The sequence below is a fragment of the Pseudomonas sichuanensis genome (assembly GCF_003231305.1).
Classification (GTDB): Bacteria; Pseudomonadota; Gammaproteobacteria; order Pseudomonadales; family Pseudomonadaceae; genus Aquipseudomonas; species Aquipseudomonas sichuanensis.
Window position 1 is genome coordinate 1 of record NZ_QKVM01000046.1, and the last position, 18,542, is coordinate 18,542.

At 62.2% G+C, this 18,542-nt stretch carries 24 protein-coding genes; 1 reads left to right on the forward strand and 23 read right to left on the reverse strand.

Translation table 11 applies throughout. The features are described from left to right. Nucleotides 1-354: 354 nt before the first annotated feature. The 10 genes from DM373_RS21140 to DM373_RS21185 all read right to left on the reverse strand — a co-directional run bounded on the left by DM373_RS21140 (nucleotide 355) and on the right by DM373_RS21185 (nucleotide 8,540). Complete coding sequence (locus DM373_RS21140) at nucleotides 355-1,149, reverse strand: DNA adenine methylase (RefSeq protein ID WP_110995426.1); 795 nt, start codon at nucleotides 1,147-1,149, stop codon at nucleotides 355-357. Between the two features lie 73 nt (nucleotides 1,150-1,222). Then, the gene (locus DM373_RS21145; protein ID WP_244215108.1) at nucleotides 1,223-1,678 is read right to left on the reverse strand and encodes a DUF1353 domain-containing protein; all 456 of its coding nucleotides are present in this window, start codon (nucleotides 1,676-1,678) and stop codon (nucleotides 1,223-1,225) included. Further along, the gene (locus DM373_RS21150; RefSeq protein ID WP_110995427.1) at nucleotides 1,675-2,175 is read right to left on the reverse strand and encodes a DUF4376 domain-containing protein; all 501 of its coding nucleotides are present in this window, start codon (nucleotides 2,173-2,175) and stop codon (nucleotides 1,675-1,677) included. Before DM373_RS21150 ends, DM373_RS21145 begins: the two co-directional genes overlap by 4 nt. Next, complete coding sequence (locus tag DM373_RS21155; RefSeq protein WP_110995428.1) at nucleotides 2,172-3,587, reverse strand: phage tail protein; 1,416 nt, start codon at nucleotides 3,585-3,587, stop codon at nucleotides 2,172-2,174. Before DM373_RS21155 ends, DM373_RS21150 begins: the two co-directional genes overlap by 4 nt. Then, nucleotides 3,587-4,210 (reverse strand): YmfQ family protein, encoded by a 624-nt coding sequence (locus DM373_RS21160; protein ID WP_157966870.1) that lies wholly within the window; start codon nucleotides 4,208-4,210, stop codon nucleotides 3,587-3,589. The genes DM373_RS21155 and DM373_RS21160 overlap by 1 nt, the downstream gene beginning before the upstream one ends. Further along, a complete protein-coding gene (locus DM373_RS21165; RefSeq protein WP_157966871.1) occupies nucleotides 4,198-5,247 on the reverse strand; it encodes a baseplate J/gp47 family protein in 1,050 nt (349 codons plus the stop codon). Before DM373_RS21165 ends, DM373_RS21160 begins: the two co-directional genes overlap by 13 nt. Further along, nucleotides 5,237-5,686, reverse strand: coding sequence for a phage GP46 family protein (locus DM373_RS21170; RefSeq protein WP_110995431.1), 450 nt, complete (start codon nucleotides 5,684-5,686; stop codon nucleotides 5,237-5,239). Before DM373_RS21170 ends, DM373_RS21165 begins: the two co-directional genes overlap by 11 nt. A gap of 4 nt (nucleotides 5,687-5,690) precedes the next feature. Beyond that, nucleotides 5,691-6,236, reverse strand: coding sequence for a phage baseplate assembly protein V (locus tag DM373_RS21175; protein ID WP_208642817.1), 546 nt, complete (start codon nucleotides 6,234-6,236; stop codon nucleotides 5,691-5,693). Continuing rightward, nucleotides 6,233-7,300, reverse strand: a complete 1,068-nt coding sequence (locus DM373_RS21180; protein ID WP_110995433.1) for a phage baseplate assembly protein — start codon at nucleotides 7,298-7,300, stop codon at nucleotides 6,233-6,235. The genes DM373_RS21175 and DM373_RS21180 overlap by 4 nt, the downstream gene beginning before the upstream one ends. Beyond that, on the reverse strand, nucleotides 7,293-8,540 hold the full coding sequence (locus DM373_RS21185; RefSeq protein ID WP_110995434.1) for a DNA circularization protein: 1,248 nt from the start codon (nucleotides 8,538-8,540) through the stop codon (nucleotides 7,293-7,295). The genes DM373_RS21180 and DM373_RS21185 overlap by 8 nt, the downstream gene beginning before the upstream one ends. 46 nt (nucleotides 8,541-8,586) lie before the next feature. On the opposite strand from DM373_RS21185, the gene DM373_RS21190 reads away from it, so the two are divergent. Next, complete coding sequence (locus DM373_RS21190; protein ID WP_157966872.1) at nucleotides 8,587-8,796, forward strand: hypothetical protein; 210 nt, start codon at nucleotides 8,587-8,589, stop codon at nucleotides 8,794-8,796. 2 nt (nucleotides 8,797-8,798) lie between these two features. Here the strand turns inward: DM373_RS21190 and DM373_RS21195 are convergent, their stop codons facing one another. From DM373_RS21195 to DM373_RS21250, 13 genes are all read right to left on the reverse strand, one after another. Next, on the reverse strand, nucleotides 8,799-10,583 hold the full coding sequence (locus DM373_RS21195; protein WP_110995436.1) for a phage tail tape measure protein: 1,785 nt from the start codon (nucleotides 10,581-10,583) through the stop codon (nucleotides 8,799-8,801). Further along, nucleotides 10,573-10,707: a hypothetical protein gene (locus tag DM373_RS29455; RefSeq protein ID WP_271673847.1), complete on the reverse strand. Its 135-nt coding sequence runs from the start codon at nucleotides 10,705-10,707 to the stop codon at nucleotides 10,573-10,575. The genes DM373_RS21195 and DM373_RS29455 overlap by 11 nt, the downstream gene beginning before the upstream one ends. Continuing rightward, nucleotides 10,704-11,075 carry a phage tail assembly protein gene (locus DM373_RS21200; protein WP_110995437.1) on the reverse strand — a complete coding sequence of 124 codons (372 nt, stop codon included), beginning with the start codon at nucleotides 11,073-11,075 and terminating at the stop codon, nucleotides 10,704-10,706. The genes DM373_RS29455 and DM373_RS21200 overlap by 4 nt, the downstream gene beginning before the upstream one ends. A 1-nt stretch (nucleotide 11,076) precedes the next feature. Then, nucleotides 11,077-11,436 carry a phage tail tube protein gene (locus DM373_RS21205; protein ID WP_110995438.1) on the reverse strand — a complete coding sequence of 120 codons (360 nt, stop codon included), beginning with the start codon at nucleotides 11,434-11,436 and terminating at the stop codon, nucleotides 11,077-11,079. A 15-nt stretch (nucleotides 11,437-11,451) separates the two neighbouring features. After that, entirely contained in the window at nucleotides 11,452-12,939 is a 1,488-nt protein-coding gene (locus DM373_RS21210; RefSeq protein WP_110995439.1) for a phage tail sheath subtilisin-like domain-containing protein, read from the reverse strand. After that, nucleotides 12,939-13,172, reverse strand: a complete 234-nt coding sequence (locus DM373_RS21215) for a DUF2635 domain-containing protein (RefSeq protein ID WP_110995440.1) — start codon at nucleotides 13,170-13,172, stop codon at nucleotides 12,939-12,941. Before DM373_RS21215 ends, DM373_RS21210 begins: the two co-directional genes overlap by 1 nt. Next, nucleotides 13,169-13,732, reverse strand: coding sequence for a phage protein Gp37 (locus tag DM373_RS21220; RefSeq protein ID WP_110995441.1), 564 nt, complete (start codon nucleotides 13,730-13,732; stop codon nucleotides 13,169-13,171). The genes DM373_RS21215 and DM373_RS21220 overlap by 4 nt, the downstream gene beginning before the upstream one ends. Next, the gene (locus DM373_RS21225) at nucleotides 13,732-14,145 is read right to left on the reverse strand and encodes a gp436 family protein (protein ID WP_110995442.1); all 414 of its coding nucleotides are present in this window, start codon (nucleotides 14,143-14,145) and stop codon (nucleotides 13,732-13,734) included. Before DM373_RS21225 ends, DM373_RS21220 begins: the two co-directional genes overlap by 1 nt. Before the next feature lie 12 nt (nucleotides 14,146-14,157). After that, the gene (locus DM373_RS21230) at nucleotides 14,158-15,060 is read right to left on the reverse strand and encodes a Mu-like prophage major head subunit gpT family protein (RefSeq protein WP_110995443.1); all 903 of its coding nucleotides are present in this window, start codon (nucleotides 15,058-15,060) and stop codon (nucleotides 14,158-14,160) included. 34 nt (nucleotides 15,061-15,094) lie between these two features. Next, the gene (locus DM373_RS21235) at nucleotides 15,095-15,544 is read right to left on the reverse strand and encodes a hypothetical protein (RefSeq protein ID WP_110995444.1); all 450 of its coding nucleotides are present in this window, start codon (nucleotides 15,542-15,544) and stop codon (nucleotides 15,095-15,097) included. Between the two features lie 3 nt (nucleotides 15,545-15,547). After that, the gene (locus DM373_RS21240) at nucleotides 15,548-16,519 is read right to left on the reverse strand and encodes a phage protease (protein ID WP_157966873.1); all 972 of its coding nucleotides are present in this window, start codon (nucleotides 16,517-16,519) and stop codon (nucleotides 15,548-15,550) included. A 349-nt stretch (nucleotides 16,520-16,868) separates the two neighbouring features. Then, nucleotides 16,869-17,321, reverse strand: coding sequence for a phage virion morphogenesis protein (locus DM373_RS21245; protein WP_110995446.1), 453 nt, complete (start codon nucleotides 17,319-17,321; stop codon nucleotides 16,869-16,871). After that, a complete protein-coding gene (locus DM373_RS21250; protein ID WP_208642818.1) occupies nucleotides 17,318-18,532 on the reverse strand; it encodes a phage head morphogenesis protein in 1,215 nt (404 codons plus the stop codon). The genes DM373_RS21245 and DM373_RS21250 overlap by 4 nt, the downstream gene beginning before the upstream one ends. Nucleotides 18,533-18,542: the final 10 nt, after the last annotated feature.

Genomic DNA, 18,542 nt, shown 5'->3' on the forward strand with positions numbered 1-18,542 from the left:
TGTGGGAGCTGGCTTGCCAGCGATTGCTATCCTGAGTTCCCAACCCATCCAACTAGCGTCAGCTAACGCCAGCCCAGGCGCCGCCCCTAACTTCGCGACTTCAGGAGGCTGAGCGTAGGCGTCTGGAGGGCCCTGGTGCGCAGCACCCTTCGGCGTAAGCCGAAGGCGCGAGATGTAGACTTGCGCAGCAAGTCGGAGGCCGCGCGGGCCCGGAGGACGCCGGAGCGAAGGGACCCGGAGCGCAGCGGAGGGCCGTATGTGTAAGCGCGCGCCGTTTTTGGCACGGCGTTGCGGGATGATTGGCACCGCGCTGGCCGGACAACAGCGCAGCGCGACGCGCCATAATTGGCACAGTTAGAACAAACCAGCAGGCTCCGCCTGAATATCCCAACTGAAGATCAGCACTTCCTTGGCGTCACTGCCTTTCCCTCCGCCGACTGTGTACCTGATGTCCGTGGACTCGATATGGAACCCGTCGAACACCCGACGGATATCGGGGTGGTCATTGAGACTGATGATCGCCTTGCCCTTCAGCTTGCGCAGCATGTCAGCCATGAGGGTGTATTGATCAATATCGAAGGAAACCCCATAGCCTTCGGTTTGCCAGTAAGGCGGGTCCATGTAGAACAAGGTGTGCTCCCGGTCGTACTTCTTGACTACCTCTGGCCAAGCCAGGTGCTCAATGTAGGTGCTGCTCAGCCGCAGGTGCGCGGCCGACAAGGTCTCCTCAAGGCGCAACAGATTCAGCCCTGGCGGGGTCGTTGTAGCTGTACCAAAGGTCTGCCCCTGGACTCGGCCACCGAATGCGCTCTGTTGCAGGTAGTAGAACCGTGCAGCTCGCTGGATATCGGTGAGGGTCTCCGGCCTGGTCTCCTGCAGCCACTTGAACACCTGCCGACTGCTGAGAGCCCACTTGAACTGCCTCACGAACTCTTCTAGGTGGTGCTGGACGACCCTGTAAAGGTTGACCAGGTCCCCATTGATATCGTTCAGAACCTCAACCTCGGCCGGCACCGGCCGGAGGAAGAAAAGTGCTGCTCCACCGGCAAATGGTTCGACGTAGCAAGAATGGCTCGGAAAGAAGGGGAAAATGCGATCGGCTAACCTGCGTTTGCCGCCGAGCCATGGAATGATTGGTTGTGCAGACATACTGCCTCCTGACGTGGTTGGGCGCTCATTGGCGCTCTTCAAGAGGCTCGCGGCCTTCAGCTTCTGCAGCTCTCTACTTACGATATCGCCAGTGCCCTCCCAGGCGAACGCCGGACCACATTAACCATGCTCTCCAGCGAGCTACACCACTGGAGCACAGGGCATTGAAGAACACGCTGTCGGCCGATTTCCGGCTCAGCTCGCCAGTCGTATAGAGCCGATCGTGGATGGTCGCAGCGGCGTCACCATAGCCAACCACGCTGGCATACAGCGCGAGCGCACCATAACCAGCCGATCCGATGCACGCTCCCGCCTCGGGCCAAATGGTGCCAACAGCCAGGCTTGCCCCCAGGAGCGTCCATGCGATGGTCCGTAGTGGTTTGACGCTCGCGAAGTCCGTCTTAAAACCTGCTGGCACCTGAATCGCCCCATGCTGAGGGTCCTGATAAACGAAGCCGCCGAGCAACTGAGCCTGGCTGCCACGGATCGAGAGTTCTGCCTTAAGGGGAAGTGGAAAGCGCTCCATCATGGCCACCACTTATCATCATCAAAGTCGGCCGGAATGGGCGTCATGTCCTTGAGCATACGCCCAGCGAAGATCAGGGCTTGCTTCCTCTCGGCCGAGGCCTTTCCGAACGCCACAACAGTCTGTGCGTCCATCTCGACCAGGCTGTTATCAGAGGCGATCCAAGTGAAGTCCTGCTCCGGGTTCGACCAGCGAAGATCGCCTGGCTGTGCGCCCGCTACAATCGCCATGAAACCGAGCTGAGCCGCGCCTGCGATGTTTTCCCTATCAGTGCTCCGCGATTGAAAGATGGCCCCCTGGAACTCGACGCCGGCATCAATGCGCCGATCCCGTTCTGCATCCACATCCTGGGGCGCAGCGGAAGGCGGGGCAATATGGGCCTGCACTTCGGCCTCGCTCATCGCCGTCAGCCATTCAGGGATGAAGTCGTCTTGGGACCCATCTGCTTCAAAAGCGAAAACGCGGCCGCTGCTCAGATCTTTCAAGTATTTCATGTTCATGCTCGTGCCTCATGCCAGCGCACCAGAGTGCCGCCGCTCACGTAATAGGACTCACCATGGAAGACGGGAACGGAGTGGGTGTCAGTTGAGCCTCCCGTACCGTTGTTCGATACATAACTCCTGGGTTCCAATGCTCCCGCAGGCCCGGTGTACGCAGTTGAAGTTCCACCCTGCGACATGGAGACGGAGACCTCCCACCAGATGGTTCGCCCCGTGGTGTTCACGTAGGTCGTACCAATCAGACGATTAGCAGTCAGATTCTGGTTCGTCTGCCCGTCACCCAGCGCTCGTTGACGCTGCCCCAGGGCGGAAACCTGGACAGCCAAGGCGCCGATGTCGATGTTTGCCTGGTTCACCGGGGCGCTCCAGGCCTTGATGCACCACATCACTGCGATATTGCGTGGGCGAGCTGCACCGACTGTCATGGTGGCAGACACACCAGCCGACGCCACCGTGGTTGCTGCAAGCGGATAATCGGTCCGAGGGACGGTGTCGGCACTGAACGTCTCGGCCTTATCATCCACGGCATTGTTTGCTTTCCAGCCAGCAACGCCTGCCGTTACAGCATCATCAAAGGCGACCGCCGTACCCTTCTGATTGCTGCCAATAGCCCGTCCGGCATCAATCCCGCGCCCGTGGTCCCAGCCTCGGAAAAACTCACCCCGCGAATCAGGCACACGGAAGAAACCCGGAGCCTCGCCACCCGTGTTGTAGGTGGTGCCAAGATAGGCGTACAGGTCGGGAAATGTGGCCCCGTCATGGGGGCTGCCATCCAGCTCCAGGTATCCCGTAGGCACCCCAGCCTTTGGCATGGGAATCATGGAGCCCACAGGCAGCCCATCATCAGAGGCGCCAGCCAAGGTTAGGAGCACCGAGACAACCGCGTCGGCGGCAGGAAGTCCGCCGCCACCACTCAAGTGCCGAACTGGGACGCTACGGTATGCCCCGTTGTCGACTCCGCTGTTGGTAACCCGGAAGCGATACGACAGCACCGCGCTCGGGTCCTGGAAGGTGATTGTGTCGCCTGCGCGAAGCAGCGAGAGGCTTTGCGTGAAGTCCTCAGCATCGGCACTTGTCTCGCTGATACGCAGCTCGGTTGCCAAGGTTGGGTTGGCATTGTTCAGGGCCAGATGGCCCTGGCCAGGGTTGCCGTTCAGAGACTCGCTCCAAGCCCACGACCCGAAGTTCGCTGCTGCGCCGCCTCGAATGCGGCGGATTGCCTGCAGCAACTGGTTGTCATCAGTTTTGTCCAGGGCAATACCTGCCCCCTGGACGACGGCCAACAGCTCGCGCTGCAGCATGTTGAAGTAATCAGCCTTCATCGGCGTGGCACGCAGGCCTGACTGAACATCGCCGCCTTGCCACTCACCCGAGGCCGTTACCCGCTCGGTATAAGCTCCTACCTTTTCCATTATTCCTCCAGATATCCGATTTGCAGGACCAGCCAACTCGGCGCGGCGTGCCGCAGCGAGCATTCAATTAATTCGTCGCCCCAGGAGCGGAGCGGATCGCCGACAACGGCTTCGTTGATGACCGACTCGCGGATTACGCCGGCCGGCAGTAGCACACGCCAGGTCAGGTCCCAGTCGGCGCTGTTCATGTCGTCGCCGATGACCGCGCCCCGATGCCCCGTTGCTGTTTCCACCTCGACCGTGGCTTCGCGGAACTCCAACACTTGCGAGCCGACGTAGCCGAGCCCTTCGGCCAGGTCCAGGTAGTCCTGGATGGTCATCCCGCCCCGGCCGATGATCCGGCCGATCAACGCGGCACGCCGATCGGCCATGGACTGCTCAGCAGGCGCGCAAGCGGACGGCAGGCCGTAACTGGTCTCCCATTCTTCGAACGTCTCGGAGGCCTGGCGCGGATCAGCTTCGACCAGAAGCGCACCGGCCCGCTCATCGATCCGTGCCGGCTCCTGTGCCTCGCCCGTCAGCAACCGCTGCAGGTTCGAGTTGAGATCGGTAGCCCACACGATGCCCTGGGGCAGCAGCGCAAAGAGCTGCTGCCGGTAGTCGTTCGCCTTCAAGCCAGCCACACGGCACCTCCCCACAGCGGCAACTCACCGTGGCCGTGGGCAACGTTCGTCGTCGGCCATTCCAGGTCGTAGTCGGTGAGGTTCGCAGCAGTGCCAATTGCCGTGCGAATTTGCGAGATCGATAGTGGCTTGCCAGGCTCACCCGTTCGCAGAATCAAGTCCTGCAGGTTCTTCTCAACGGCGCTACGGACCTGACTGTTGTCCGGGGTAACACGTAAGCGAGGCTCGAAGTACTTCGGAATGGGCGGCACGACATAGACGTGGGCAGTCACGTTGCGCTGCGTTTCGATGTAGTCGAAAACGTCCTGCAGGAGCTGCAGGGATGGCATCGGACCGCCTGCAGCGTCGTCAGCCATGATGCGTAGCACGACGGTGCCCAACCCCATCCCTAGCGGGTCTTCCCACGCCCTGGTCACACCTGGGACTTGCAGCGCCCATTCGGCCCAGTCGCCCTCCGCACCGCCACGTGGGATACGGGCACGACGAAGCATGATGCGATCTCTCCAGGAACTGAACTCTTCAATGTCCGCGCCCCCGGTGATCCCGCCTGCAGCAACCTTTGCCTTGCTGTTGATCCCGGTCACCGGGGAAATCAGCGTCAGTTCGGCACCGGCCGGAAGCTCTCCGGCAGCACCGCCTGTATGTGCCTCGACATTCACCTGGGCGGCCCCGGCCTGGATGACTACGTCGGCCGTGGTTCGATACTCAGCACCCTCGTACTGCCACACCGTGCCGGCATCCAGCGGGAAACCGTTGACGCCCCCAACGATGATTAGACCGCTGTTGGTCGACTCTTCTCGACGGGGCACACCAACGGCGTGCAGGTACAGCAGGTCGTCATCACAGGTCTCGGGGAAGAGTTGGCGCTCCATCCATTGCAAGTAGCCATACAGGCCGTGGGCCAGGCCCGCTTGGCCGGTGGCCAGCGCTCTGGTCATCCGTTGTGCCAAGACGGCCTGGCCGCCGGGCAATCGCGAGACCAGGTCGTTGTCTGCCCGTGCGATCAGCTCAGGCAGTGTGGGTCGGCTAAAGGCCATTGGTGGCTCCCCATACATAGTCATAGCGGCCTTCCAGGGCCGAACCATCTACCCGCTGGATACCGACAATCAGTTGCAGCACGCCGCGCCGTACATGGACGGCCTCAACGTCCACCGAGCTGGCGATACCGTCTTCGATGACCCAGGCCAGCGCCTCGTTGGCGTACTGCTCGGCCTTGCGCAGAACCTGGTCTTCCTCTTTCTCCCTGCTGATCAGCCACAGACGCGACCCGGCCGCCCGATCGGAGTAAGCGTCACACCACCAGCCGCGACGGTCCTTGCCGCCATCCGGCAACACGTCCTCGTCCAGGGCGCGCCGATCCGTGTACAGCGAAAGCAGCACGGCCGTTTCCAGGGTGGCGTCGCCCGCCAGGTCACCGTCGACGATCGCCAGGTCGAAGCACTTCGCATCGGCGTCATAGCTCAATCCGATATCCATGGCGCTACTCCGCTTCCGCTGGCGCCATCAGCTGGTCGGGCTTCGGCCCGTTGGCATGCTGGTGCTGGTTGTAGATATTGCGCATCACCTGCATGGTGCTGGTGTGGTCGCGCACTTCGCCCGCGACCTCGAGGTCGCCGTCCATGGTCACTTTCGGGCAGTCCACGAAGGCCAGTGGCTTTCCGGCGCCATTGATCACGATGCCTTCGCGGGTCAGGTGTATGGACAGGCCTTGGTCATCATGGAAGGCCACCTCACCGGTCTTGAGTGCCGACATGCGATAGCGCCTGTCGTCGATCGCGATGACTGCGAGGTGAGCGCGAGCGCCGCCCACAGCGGCCACCACCGCCTCTGCACCAGCGTGCGGCACCGAGGTAAAGCCGTAGTTCTGGAAGCGCTCGGCCCAGGCCGGGGACTCGCCCAGGAGCGTCACCTGAACGGTCTGCATTTTTTGGCCATCGTCGGCCATCTGCAGTACGCCACGGTTGATCATCAGGCGCATGCGACGCCATACCGGGCCGAGCATGCGTTGCCAAGTCTGCTTGCTCACCATCCTAGATCTCCCGACTTGGCACCCTTGGCACCCTTGGCATCCTTCTCTTTGATTGGCACAGGTTCAAACGCGGCAGGCGGCGCAACACGTAGTTCGGCGCGGCGCCCGTCCAGACCCTCGATCAGTTGCACATCACTGATCAGCATCTTTTCGTCCAGGGCCAGGTACGGGTCACGCACGTGCACCAGATCGCCGGGGCGCCACACACCCTGTTCGTGCTCCCAGGTCAACACGGTGTAGGTCACACCGCGCCCTTTGGCCCAGCGCATACGGGCCTCCAGTTCGGCCCGAGAGGAACAGTCTTTTCCGTCTGCAGGTGTGTCGCAGACAACCAGGATTGTGCGGGGCCGACGTACACGCGGATCGCTCGCAGTGCCCCGAGGGCTGGATGCCTGCTTACCGTTCCAGTCATTGTCGCCAGGGGTTTGGCCCTCAATGATGTACTGGTTGAACCGGTCTCGATCGCTGAACGTGCCGGATGCTTTCCAGATGTTCTTGCCCAGCTCCAGGACGGTGCTGATCTCTCGCTGTACCGCGTGGACAATCACCAGTCGGCCCTGGGCGTCACTGACCACTCGGGCACCACGCAACTGAGCGGCGCGCTCGATCGCTTCGGCCATGGGCTGGCCATCTTCCAGGACGAACGCTTTGAACGGCTTGCTATCGCCGACTTTGTCGACGACCTCGATGCCGTAGGGCTGTGCCAAATCCGTTGCAATCTGCGCCAGGGTCCGGCCGTCGAGGCGCTTTTCCTTGCCGGAGCAGTCGACCAGGTCGGCAGCACGACTGCGACCGTTGGCGACGATCGAATGAGACTGGGCGTCATAGTCGGGCAGCACTTCGTCCAGGTATCCGGTGAGCACCAGCTCGTTGCCCACCTTCACTGTGCAAGCCTGACCAGGCACCACCGGCCGGACTTCCCCGGACTCGGCCCAACGTTCGGTCAGGGTCAAACTGAACTCATCGGCGATCTGCTCCAGGGACAGGCGGATGCTGACTTCCTGCCAGCCCGTATGCATCAGGCTGCCGACCTGCAGTACGACCGGGGCTACTTCACTCACTCAATACCTCCAGAGCCATCCCGCCGCGCAGAGCACCAGGATGACGAACATTGTTTCGAACACAGATCTCGTCGGCACGCTTGGCATCGCCGTACAGACGTTGAGCCACCACCAGCGCCGGCAGCGTGGTCTGTGGGGTGAAGCTGGCCAGGTTAGGAAGCGCCGTTGCCCGCTCACGAAGGTCAGTCACCAGGGCGGCTCGCAGCGCCGCCAGGGCGTTGTAGACGTCATCGTTGATCGCTGGGCTGGTCTGCAACTGGTGGTCGATCAACGCCAGCGCATCCTTGCCGGCGTCGTCGGCGTCCTGTCGCGACAGCCAGTCCGTCTCGGCCACGACCCGTGCTGCAGTAATCGCGGCCAGGCGGGCGTTGAGCTGCTGCGCAGCCAGAATGTCTGCCGCTCGCTTTGCGTTCTCCGGGGTGTCACCCTCGGGCAGAACGACCGCGTCACCGGCCAGGCCGGCCTGACGCAGCATGCGCACAGCTCGAACAGGTGGACCTGGTGGGAGCCGCAGATGGCCACCACCACTGTCATTGCTCGAAAGCACGCTGCGCCCGCTGTACAGGTCCAGGGCGTTGATCGGACGCATCACTGCGTTTCGCAGTCGGTTGTAGCCGCCCAGGACAATCCCAACGATGTTCACCGGGAAGCGGATCGCACTGGCGATGCCATCAGCGATGCCGCCGACGAACCGCTCCAGTCCGCCCATGACCGAAGTCAGGTCACGTTCAATCGCGGTCAGCGACCATCCCGTAAGGCCTTCAATGCTCCAGCGATCGAAGAAGTCTTCCTCGGTCTTGGCCTGGCAGGCGTCGGCGGCTTGGCCAACCTCGCGCTGCGTGTCGACCTTGACCGAGGGGAGCAACTGCTGGCCGCTCTCAACGAACGTTACTTCAAAGGTGCAGGTGCCACCTTCGCGGCTCGACTCGGTCCATGTCGGATCTACGGCGACCGCCGACACGCTACCGACAAAGGGGTGCACCAGGGTTGCTGCACCTGGTGCGTCCAGGGCCTCGATCAGCCGGTCGCGCTGCAGGTCGTAGTCGTCGCCGGCAACAAAGAACGACAAGCGCCACTCACGCTTGCGGCGCCCCATGTCCTCGGCATACGGGATATCGCGGCGCGGGTACTCATGCACCAGCCAGCGGCGACCGCCGTTGGTGCCGGATTGCTCTACGTGGAACTCGACACCCCGGTAGCTGCCCCGCAGCTCAGGGTCGATTCGATCACGCCAGGACATGTGCTAACCTCCCTGAATCTGTGGATTGGTCATTGGAGGACTCATCGTGAAGCCGACCGATAAAGCTGCGTTGGTTGCTGCCGCCTGCGGCATTGCTGTAGGTACTCTCGTGGCGCTCGCGCCTATTGAAACTGCCTGGTGGGTGCCAATCCTGTTTGGTGCCTTTGTTGGCGGAGGAGTCCATCAGGGCATCACTAAAAACATGGCTGCCGAACGCATTGCTAACGGCGACTTTCCAGTAAAGGAAAAGAGCTAACATCAAGGCACCATCCCAAGAGGGCCGCTCTCTACGCTATAACCCAGTCCCCCATTGCCTTTCATCGAGGTCACGCGGGCGCGTCCCTCCGAATCAATCTTGATCCGAAGCTCTCCACCGACATCTGCCTTTTGCCCCTGCAGAACCAGGGGCGAAGGACGTCCAGTCATTGCTGGACTGCCTAGCGCAACATTAGGTGGTGCACTGGCGACTGGCGCTGATACTCGCGAACTTAGCCCGCCCCCAGTCATCCAGTCCGGCAACCAACCTGTCACGGCGTCAACGCTGCTTTTGAGCCAGCCAGTGAACGCTTCGAACTTCGATTTCACGCCGTCCCAAAGTCCACCGATCCACTCTGCACCCAGCTCGCTTAGTGGTCGCAGCCCGAACATCTCAAAGACCGCATCGATCGCTTTGAGCAAAAGACCTGCCGGGCTGAATTCCAGCAGCGACTTAATAATCTCGCCGATACCTTGGTCAAAGAACGCCAGCACGCTTTGCCACAACCCACTAAACCATTTGCCGATACTGCTCCAGTTCTTGTAAATCAGATAAACAGCTGCACCCAGAGCTACGATGCCTGTAATAATTAGCCCTACAGGAGTGGTGACTAATGCCAGTGAAAGTGCTCGAACCCCGACAATAGCTGCGGGAACCGCCCTGGCTGCTAGCCCCAACAGGGAGGCTGACAGCGAAACAACAGCGCCAATGAATTGGCCACCCATCTTCAATGTTGCTAGCCCTGCCACCCAGGCAAGTTTCCCCATTGAAAAAGCCGAGAGTACTAATGCAGAAACTAACTTCCCGGCTAATATTCCAGCGACGATACTAATTAAGTTTCCAAATCCCCCTACCATGTCGGCGACCAGGGCAGTCCAACGCCAGACTTCCTGGAGACCCTGCCAGAACTCTTTAATTCGGCTCACGATCTCCTGTGTGATCAGCTCGCGGTTGGCCTTCCCCGCATCACGCAAACGCCCGACCCATTCGTTAATCGTGGGAAGCAAGGCACCTGCCAGCATGGTTCTGATCGACGTCAGCATGATGCCGAGGTCTCCCATCTGGCGGGTGTAGATGCGCGACTGCTCTATGTCCTCATCACTGATGATCGCGCCTTGCGCCTGGGCATCCTTACGCATTGCATCCAGTTCTGCGCGGGACTTGCTCAGCATTGCGACCAGTTGCTCACCACCCGTGCCGCCGAACAGTTCATCAAAGATCCGCTGCCGAGCAGCGTCGTTCTGGATTTTCCCCATCCGCGACATGACCAGGTCGAGGATCTTGTCAGTCTCACCCGCCGTCTTGCGCAGGTCTTTCACGCTGATACCAAGGCGCTTGAACGACTCGGCCGCGCCCCCTTCACCTGTCACGACGAATTCGTCGGCACGTAGGCCCAACTCCTTCAAGCCGTCGATCAGTGCGTCATTCCCTACGCTGAACTGCTTGCCGACATACATCCACTCCTGCAACCAGCGGGTGCCGACGCCCAGCCGTTCCGCGCTGGTTTGGATCTCGTTTCCAAGCTCAGCCACACCGCCGACCATCTTGTTGACGCCCCACAGAGCCGCCCCTGCAGCACCGCCTGCCCACATCAGATTTTTACCGAGGGCAACAGCCTGGCTACCGACTGCCGCTAGCGAAGTTCGAACACGCCGGCCTTGAGCAACGATTCGGTCCAGCCCCATGCGGCCCCCAAGGCCAGAAAAGGACTGGGTAATACGTCGCAGCGGGGAGGTAATGCGGTCAACCAGGTCAAGAATGACTGAGGTTCTAAGTTCACCCGCCATTGTCCTTCATCTCCTCAGCCAGCCTTTCGGCCTGCTCGAACCACCAGCGCAGGTCTTCCAGCTCCATATCCAACAGGTCCAGCGGATTGAACCCGCCGAACGCCGTCGCGACGACGCGAATCAATCCCGCCCAGTCCGACGGGATTTGGGCAAAAAAGGGTCCATGATGGTGGTAATCAGCTCCAGGTCGCGGGCGTCCAGCTCATCGAAGGCGTGAGTTGGCACGCTGGCCAAGCCGGCCATCAGCGCCAGGCTCGCGCTCACTTCTCCTTTCACGGTGTCCAGCTTCTTGAGGTGTTTGCCCTTGACCTTCTTCGGCAGGCTCAGAGCCTCAACGGTGCGCATGCCATCCAGCTTGCTCTGCTGGAAGGTCAGCGGCTCCAGGAGCGTCACCTTGATTGCATCGCCCAGGTCCTCGACGCGACTGCGCTCGTCATCGTCCAGCTCAGCGAGAGCGGCTTCGAGAGTCCCAGGAGTTACTTGTGTGGCCATATCAGTTGATCCTTTCGCAGGTGCGGGCGGCCATGTTCAGACGGACCTGGCCCTCGCCGGTGTTGAGTTCGGTGGTTTCGGTGACAAAGGCGCCGGTCAGCATGTAGTCCTGGCCGTTGTCGCACTCGACCAGGACGGTGGCATCAGTGATCGCCCCCAGCTCGATCAGGTCGATTTCAGGCGTGTGCAGCACGGTGCACTGCAGCGTCGGCGCCACTGGCTCCTCGTTGAAGTAGACCCGGCGGCCCGCCATACGCGTGGTGCGGTTGACCCCGCCAGGGTTGAGGGTTGCCCCTCGTTCGCTTGGGATCTCGCCGCCATCGATACGGATGGTGGCGATCCCGGTTACTTGTCCGGCCATTCGGCCCTCCTTCTATTAGCGGCGGAACTGCGTTTGCTGGGCGTGCGTGCGGTACTGGCCGATCAGCTTCGGCGAGTCGATCACGTTCAGCCGCGTCGGGTTGTCCGGGTCGATGCTGACCTGCAGGCTCTCTTTGTAGCCGGCGTAGTCACGCACCCACGCCCGATCACGCATGAACGTGTCCTTGTAGAGCCCCAGCAGTTCGGCCTTGGCCACCTTCGGGGTCATGACCGACTGGCTGGGGTCATACATCAGGCGATCGGCATCGTCGGCCAGCTTGTGGCGTGGGTACTTGCGGGCAAACGTACTGATGGTTTCGAAGCGGATACGCTCCAGCGTTTCCGGGGTCTCGATATCCAGGTAGCTGTCGTCCTCCACGCCCGCCGAGTTGCGTTGGTACATGGTGATCTGGCGCTCGATCTGGACAGTGCCATCGGTGGCCACCGTGTACGTGGCGATGCCGTCATACAGCAGCATGTTGCGTTCGGCGTCGTCCCAGCGCTGTGCCTCACGCGGCCCGATCAGCCCAGGCAGTGCCAAACGCTGCAGCGGCCTGGCCGGATCGATCGCAAGCGATTTGGCACAGACGATCGAGTCGACAGCCGCCCAGATCCAGGGCGCACTGAATGCCGCGCCCATGCCCATGGTCGACACGTGCGGCGTGTTACGGCCGTTGCCCAGGGTTGCCGTTGCACTGTGAGTACCCCGGAAGGCCGCGAAGGCCCGGCCGCCTTTCTGACGCATTGGCCCATACCGGCTGGCCAACTCGGCCTCGATCACTTCCAGGGACGTGGTGTCGGTATAGGGCAGGCAGATCCAGTTCCACCATTCGTTGCCCAGGGCGGCCACGGCCGGGACCAGGTCAGGGTTTACCGCGCCACCTGCAGGCTCGCTCAAGGTCACGCCCAGCCCGGTAGGCCGCTGCTCGCCCTTGAGGCTGTCTGCCAGCGAGATGCTGTTGCCCGTCTCGCCGCCCCAGCGGCAAGTGAGCTTGACCTGGGTCGCGTCCTGGTCGTCGACAGCCGCGGTCACCGGCATGCGGTCCTCGGCCTGGATCGCCTCGGCGATGGCCAGCGCCGTCACTTCTGGCGAAGCACCGGACACCATCTCGCACCACACCCGATAGCCCGCGATGTACAGCGCCAATGGACGGGTTTCGGTCGGGCCAGTCGTGACCTTGATGCTGCCTTTTGCTTTCGTGCCCTGGGCGGCATCGAGCAGCGGCAGCGCCCAAACCTCGGTGTACAGGTCCACGGCCTTGATAGCGCGCAGCTGCTCCGCGAGCATCGAGCCACGGCCGAAAAGCTCGTCGGCCTGCTCGACGCGTGTCACCCGTACCGGGTGCAGTGCATCAGCATTGCCGCTGGCCAGCATCTGCCCGAGTACCAGGAGCTTGCCGTTGAACACGGCGTTGCCGGCAAGGCGGTTGTCGAACTCGACGAACCACCCAGGCAGGCGCAGCGCGGCCGGAATGTCATTAAAAACGGTTGAACTGATGGCCATTACTCGGTCACCTCGGAGCTAGCAGGCTTGCCCAAAGCCGGGCTCGCCTGCGGTTTAACTTGTGGCGCGGTGTTTGGCACCGGTTCCGCCTTCACGATGGAGCCGTCGTCCAGGCGCTTCTGCCAGAACGGCGACCAGGTCACGGTGTCCCCATCTGCAGGCAGGCGCTTGAAGTTGTCAGGCTGGCGCACGACCAGGTCTTCGCTGGCGGGTTTGATGAATTGCTGCGTCATGGCGTTGCCTCGTTGCCATTGGGGAACACGTGGTGGCCCTCAGTATCTGGGCCGTCCGGCACCTTGCTGGTGGTATGGAAGATCTCGAAGTCGGCCAGGCTGCTGGCGTCCTTGGCGGCTGGGAATGGCATCTTGTCGATCGTGAAAACGGCGCCATAGACGACGACCCCTTTCTTGTCGCCCTGATCCGAGTACAAGTTGTCCACTCGCTCCAGGCGCAGCGTGCCCACCCCGTCAACCGACAAGCCGTGTAGTCCTGGCACTACTCGCTCCAGGATCTCGTAGGCACCAATGTCACGACCATTGCCCCGGCGTCTGGCTCGTTCGCCACTGGCATGGCCGGTGACGACATACACGGCATAGCGGCCATTGATCATTGGTCGGCCCGAGGTGACAGCCGAGCCGCCCGACCAGGCGATATAGATGCCTGGCACGTTGCGCCGCGCAGCCGCGAGAGTCGCCTCGTCCCAGTTGCCCGGCAGGTCTTCGATGGCCTTAAGCCGGTCACCGACCAGCTCGCGGCAGCGCTCGATCATTGCGTCCTCAACCTTGGCCAGCATCAGAACACCCCACCAGGGAAAGCGCGCCGCCCAGGAACAAAGCTCACTTCGCCCGCGCTGGTGACTTCGTCGTCAACCTTCGGCGCACCCAGCTTGAGGCCACCGCTGGCAACCTGGCGCAGGAAGCGAATAGCGTCGTCGTAGCGTTTGGTCACCTGCTCGGTGGCACGATCGCTGTACAGGCGATAACGAGCTATGTCGCAGCCGTAGGCCGTGACCACTGGCGGCACGCTGGCCAGCGGGAGCTTGTAGCCCCCGGCCGACAGGCTACTGTCGATCTCGCCGGCCGCGTCTTCACAGGCGCGATTTACGGTCTCGGCATTGATCTCGTCGCCGGTCTCATCGGCCGCGATATCCAGGATCTCGTCACGGCCGAAGCGTTTGACCAGGTCGTCCAGGGTCACGTAGGACATGATCAGCTCCTATCAGGCTGCGGTAGGCAGCCAAGGGTTGAGGATCAGTTTCGAGGTGCCGGCCCATTCGTTGGTCGCGCCGTTGGCAGTCTGCGCGTTGTTCAACACGCGCCGGGCCGCGCCCTCGAAGTTGTTAGGCACCATGGTGTGGCTGTGACGCAGGGCCAGCGGGCGCCCGTGATCGCCTTTCAGCTCGGTCAGGCGAGCGCGGGCCGCTTCGTACGTCTCGGCGTTGAGCGGCTCTTTGCAACGCACCACCAACTGCCAGAGACCGGCGCCCGCGTTGACACGGGCGTCCACGCCAAACTTGAACACGTCGGTATCGAACACGGCGTCGCTGTTCAGGTTGGTCAGAGCACGGAAGTTGTAGTCGCGACGGTTCTGGAACACGACCGGTTTGATAACGCGGGTCAGGTCCATCACGTACCAGGCCGGGCCGTTTCCGCCCATGTCGTTGCTGACGTTGACTTCCTTTTCCTTGTCGTTGAGCACCACATGGGTGCCGAACAACGAACGGCCGTCGTAGCACTTCGGGTTGGCCGCCAGCACCTCACTGGTCAACACGTTCGGGTGCTCGCCACTGGAACGGCCGAATTCCTGGAACATTGGACCGTACAGGCCGTAGGTGTCGTCATCGATGGCGTCGCGGTTGATGCCGTAGGTCAGCTCGAACTTGCGGTTCTTGATGCTGAAATCACCGCCTTCCAGGCCGTGAACGACTCGATCACCGATCCACTCGCGCAGTTGCGCCAGTTGCTGGAGCCAGGGGTAAACCTCGACGGCAGTAGTGGACGGGACCACCGTAGCGAACAGCTTGTACAGCTCGGCATCATCGCCCAGCTCAGAAAAGCCCCGCTGGAACAGGGTGTTGTAGGCGCGGAAAACCACCTGCAGGTTGGCGGAAGTGAGATCCATTGAAGACTCCTAAGATCAAATAAAGGGGGCTGGCTCAGCCAGCGGATGCGGCGGCGAGATGCACACCGCTGGTGGGGTCGATCAGCACCCACACACCGACGTCGTCGACGCCATCGACGATGCCCGCAACCGAACGAGTGCCAGCACCATCGGTCTTGGCCACGGTCTGGTCGTCGACCAGGTAACAGGCCTGGCCGATCTCGGCCGAGGTGATCGCGTCGGCGGCGGCGCTGTTCTCCAGGCGGAAGAAGCCGCGCAGCACTTCAGCGGTTTGGTCACCTGCAGCACCGGCATAGTTGTCCGCCAGGTGCTCGAACACGCCGACCGCGATCAGATCGAGGCCGGTCTTGCCCGGCTGTGCCAGGCCAGTGGCGTCGAGGACCGCCACAGTGCCGGCGAAGCAGCGGGCATTGGCAGCCACGGGGTAACCACGACGGTGGCCAGGGGTTTGTGGGGTGTTACGGTTCTTGGTCGCTGCAGCCATGGCTTAGGCCTCCACGGGGTTGGCTTTGCGGTACGCCTCGGGGGAAAGCCCCATCGAGCGGCAGACCGCCAGTTCGGCATCGGTGAGCTTGTTCTTGTCGCCCTTGTCATCGGGCATACGGGTCTGGGTTTGACGGGTGGTCAGCGCGGCGATGCTGGTGGCGCCTTCCAGGTGTGCTTTGCAGGCCGCCAAACCCTGGGTTTTGAGCCAGTCGGCGGTGGCCTTGCCGGGGATGCGGCCATCCTTGAGGCCTTCGTCGATCATCTTGTCCAGCTCGGCAGCGCTGCCATTGGCGCTCAGCGCTGCCAGTTGGGCCTGGGCTTCGTTGTACACGGCACGCGGCACGTACTGGCTCAGGTCAGGAGCAGCACCCGCCTTGGCGGCCGCCACTTCCTGGGTTTTGGCGGCGATCTGCTCGTCCTTTGCGGCCAGATCGGTCTGCAGCTTCTTGATGGCCTCGGCGATCTGCTCGTCGGTGGCGTCATCGGCCAACCCGAGCAGCTTGATCAGTTCTTCGCGGTCCACAGTGTTGTCCTCTTGGGTAGTGGGATAGGCGCCACTACCCATGCGGGCAGCAGCAAGGGCGGGAATAGCGGTGTCGATCGCCGGGTTATTGGTCAGGCCGACGTGCAGCAGATCGAGGACGGCGCCGGACTCGGCGTCGTAGGGGAAAACGGGGGAGAGATAGCGGTATTCGTCTTCGGCGATGGCCTTGGTGGCGGCACGGGTCCACTTAACGCGGCCATAGATGCCGTCGTCGCGCCATTCCAGGGAGGTGCGATCGATCCAGCCCGAGGCCGGGGCCGGGCCGCCACCCAGGGTCTGGTGCTCGTAGTCGATGACGATGTCGGTGCTGCGCAGCGCAGCACGCTCAATGATCGGCTTGGCCAGGGACTCGTTAAGGAACCAGGGGCCGCTGCCCGACATGGCGCCACGGGGCGCGTCGAACTTCCCGGCAGGGATGAGTCGGGTCAAGCCACCTTCGCTGGCGACCTGCAGGGCCAGGGTGCACGCGGCTATGGCCACGTTTCGGGCCGAGTTGCAGATTGCGAGAGGGTGTGGGGTAGTCGTTTTCATGTGCCCATGGTCGGGCACATTGAAAAGAGTGTCAGAGTGCGGCTCCCCTAACCCAGCTGAGGGGCTGGCGGGGACGGAACATCATAAGAAGTGAATGCGGAATCGTACATGAAAAGCGGATGACGGCCGTAGCATTCCATCCCACCGCCCATTGAAGCGCCTCTAACGCACCTCTAACGGGCCTATCCATCAAAACCCGCCCTCACGTATAGCCCGCATGGCAGATCAACGTCATACGGGCTTATTTTCAGCCGCCTAGCGGGGCCGCCAGATGCTCCTGCAGGATCTCCAGGGCGACGCGCTCGTCTTCGTCGGATATGCCCAGGTATGGACGGGCCGGAATATCGCCCCACAGGTGCGGATAGGCTGACTTCAAACCGCCGTTCTGCTGCATGCCGGCATAGACCAGGCTGCTGCCCCAGCTCACCGACTTGTTGCCGACGACAGGGTGGATCTCGTTGGACAGGCGACGGCTTTCACCGATAAGGGGCTGGTCATGGCCTTTGCGCTCGACCGTGGTATCGGCGTTGTCCTTCCACCGCGTGCCGTCCGGGGCCGTCCTGGTCGCAAAGCGGCGCTTAGTAGACTCGACGAAATACTCCCCCATGTCCTGCAGGGCCGGACGCAGGTTGCCACTTTGATTGAGCAGCCTGTTCATGGCATCCAGAACGCGCTTGTTGTCGATCTTGGTTTCGATCATCGCTTGCCCTCTCGAATGTGCAGCGACTGCAGAACGAGGCTACGCGCAGCTCGCTTGGCCTCAAATGTCGCGATGAAGGTGACGCCGCCTAACTCCAGCTCGCGCTGCAGCAGTGGATTACCGGCCGGGGAGCGCCCGGCGTCTTTCAACGGCCCGCCGGCACTCAGCAGTCTGGGCAGGAGTGCGAAGTCCTCGACCTGGACCGGACGACTTGTTGCAGTCTGTTTGGCACTCAGCTCCAACAGAGACGCCCTGACAGCAGCGGCATCCAGGGCGAAGTCGAACCCGGCAGCCTTGAAATCGGCCAGTTTGTTCACCTGGTCGACGTCGGCAATGGTCAGGGGGCCAAGGGTGCTCGATGCCGGCAGTCTCGCCGCGCTCTCACCCTTGAGGACTCGCTGAGCGTAACGCCTGGCGTCATCTGCAACGCTGGGCAGCGCCCGGTAGCTGATGGCCATGCTGTCACGCAGGTGCTCTGGTACGCCTCCCATGTAAGCCCTCGCGATCTCAGCGGGCCAGGCCTGCGCCTTTTCCGCCATCAGGTTCACGGTCTGCGCTACACGGGCGCCAGGCTGGTAGTCCCAGCCGTCATCGATCCCCGGCGCCTTGTCCGCATCCCAGCCCTCGGGCAACGCCTTGTCAGGGTCGCCACCCAGTCGACGTGCACCAGCTGCAGAACGCGCTCCCACGACATAGCACTGGCAACCCCAGCCATTCGGCGGATAGTAGCGCTTCCACAGCGGGTGGTTGGCAGGCAGGGTTAGTCCGTGGAGCTTCTGGTGCTCCGGCCGGGGATAGCGTACCGAATCGTTGTGTTTGTAGACCCAGAGGTCGAAACCACCTTCCTGCAACTGCGCCAGTCGACCGGCCGAATAGCTGGTCATGGCGTTGGTCTGGTAGATCGTCCTGGTGCGCCAGCGCTGGCCGGCCGCCGTCGACTCACCGGTCCAGCCGTGCCAGCCGTTGCGCTCGACGATCGACCGAAAGTCCTTGCGGAACTCGCCCAGGCCTCGGCCCTCGGTGATCGCCCGGTCGACAGCCACGGCCAGGTCAGTCAGCAGGTCGGCTTTGGCGGCGCCCGCAACCATAAAGCCCGTGTCATGGGCATCCCGCTGGATATCATCCCAGCGCTCAGTGGGCACCAGGTTGCCCAGCTTGTTGCGAAAGAACGCCGCCTGCTCGGCAAATGGCTTGCCCAGGACGGCACGCATGACCGGCTGC

Bases quoted from the DNA above. Each gene is read 5' to 3' on its own strand.
- DM373_RS21140 (WP_110995426.1), bottom strand. From the start codon at position 1,149: ATGTCTGCACAACCAATCATTCCATGGCTCGGCGGCAAACGCAGGTTA.
- DM373_RS21145 (WP_244215108.1), bottom strand. From the start codon at position 1,678: ATGATGGAGCGCTTTCCACTTCCCCTTAAGGCAGAACTCTCGATCCGT.
- DM373_RS21150 (WP_110995427.1), bottom strand. From the start codon at position 2,175: ATGAACATGAAATACTTGAAAGATCTGAGCAGCGGCCGCGTTTTCGCT.
- DM373_RS21155 (WP_110995428.1), bottom strand. From the start codon at position 3,587: ATGGAAAAGGTAGGAGCTTATACCGAGCGGGTAACGGCCTCGGGTGAG.
- DM373_RS21165 (WP_157966871.1), bottom strand. From the start codon at position 5,247: ATGGCCTTTAGCCGACCCACACTGCCTGAGCTGATCGCACGGGCAGAC.
- DM373_RS21170 (WP_110995431.1), bottom strand. From the start codon at position 5,686: ATGGATATCGGATTGAGCTATGACGCCGATGCGAAGTGCTTCGACCTG.
- DM373_RS21185 (WP_110995434.1), bottom strand. From the start codon at position 8,540: ATGTCCTGGCGTGATCGAATCGACCCTGAGCTGCGGGGCAGCTACCGG.
- DM373_RS21195 (WP_110995436.1), bottom strand. From the start codon at position 10,583: ATGGCGGGTGAACTTAGAACCTCAGTCATTCTTGACCTGGTTGACCGC.
- DM373_RS21200 (WP_110995437.1), bottom strand. From the start codon at position 11,075: ATGGCCACACAAGTAACTCCTGGGACTCTCGAAGCCGCTCTCGCTGAG.
- DM373_RS21205 (WP_110995438.1), bottom strand. From the start codon at position 11,436: ATGGCCGGACAAGTAACCGGGATCGCCACCATCCGTATCGATGGCGGC.
- DM373_RS21210 (WP_110995439.1), bottom strand. From the start codon at position 12,939: ATGGCCATCAGTTCAACCGTTTTTAATGACATTCCGGCCGCGCTGCGC.
- DM373_RS21215 (WP_110995440.1), bottom strand. From the start codon at position 13,172: ATGACGCAGCAATTCATCAAACCCGCCAGCGAAGACCTGGTCGTGCGC.
- DM373_RS21220 (WP_110995441.1), bottom strand. From the start codon at position 13,732: ATGCTGGCCAAGGTTGAGGACGCAATGATCGAGCGCTGCCGCGAGCTG.
- DM373_RS21225 (WP_110995442.1), bottom strand. From the start codon at position 14,145: ATGTCCTACGTGACCCTGGACGACCTGGTCAAACGCTTCGGCCGTGAC.
- DM373_RS21230 (WP_110995443.1), bottom strand. From the start codon at position 15,060: ATGGATCTCACTTCCGCCAACCTGCAGGTGGTTTTCCGCGCCTACAAC.
- DM373_RS21235 (WP_110995444.1), bottom strand. From the start codon at position 15,544: ATGGCTGCAGCGACCAAGAACCGTAACACCCCACAAACCCCTGGCCAC.
- DM373_RS21245 (WP_110995446.1), bottom strand. From the start codon at position 17,321: ATGATCGAAACCAAGATCGACAACAAGCGCGTTCTGGATGCCATGAAC.
- DM373_RS21250 (WP_208642818.1), bottom strand. From the start codon at position 18,532: ATGCGTGCCGTCCTGGGCAAGCCATTTGCCGAGCAGGCGGCGTTCTTT.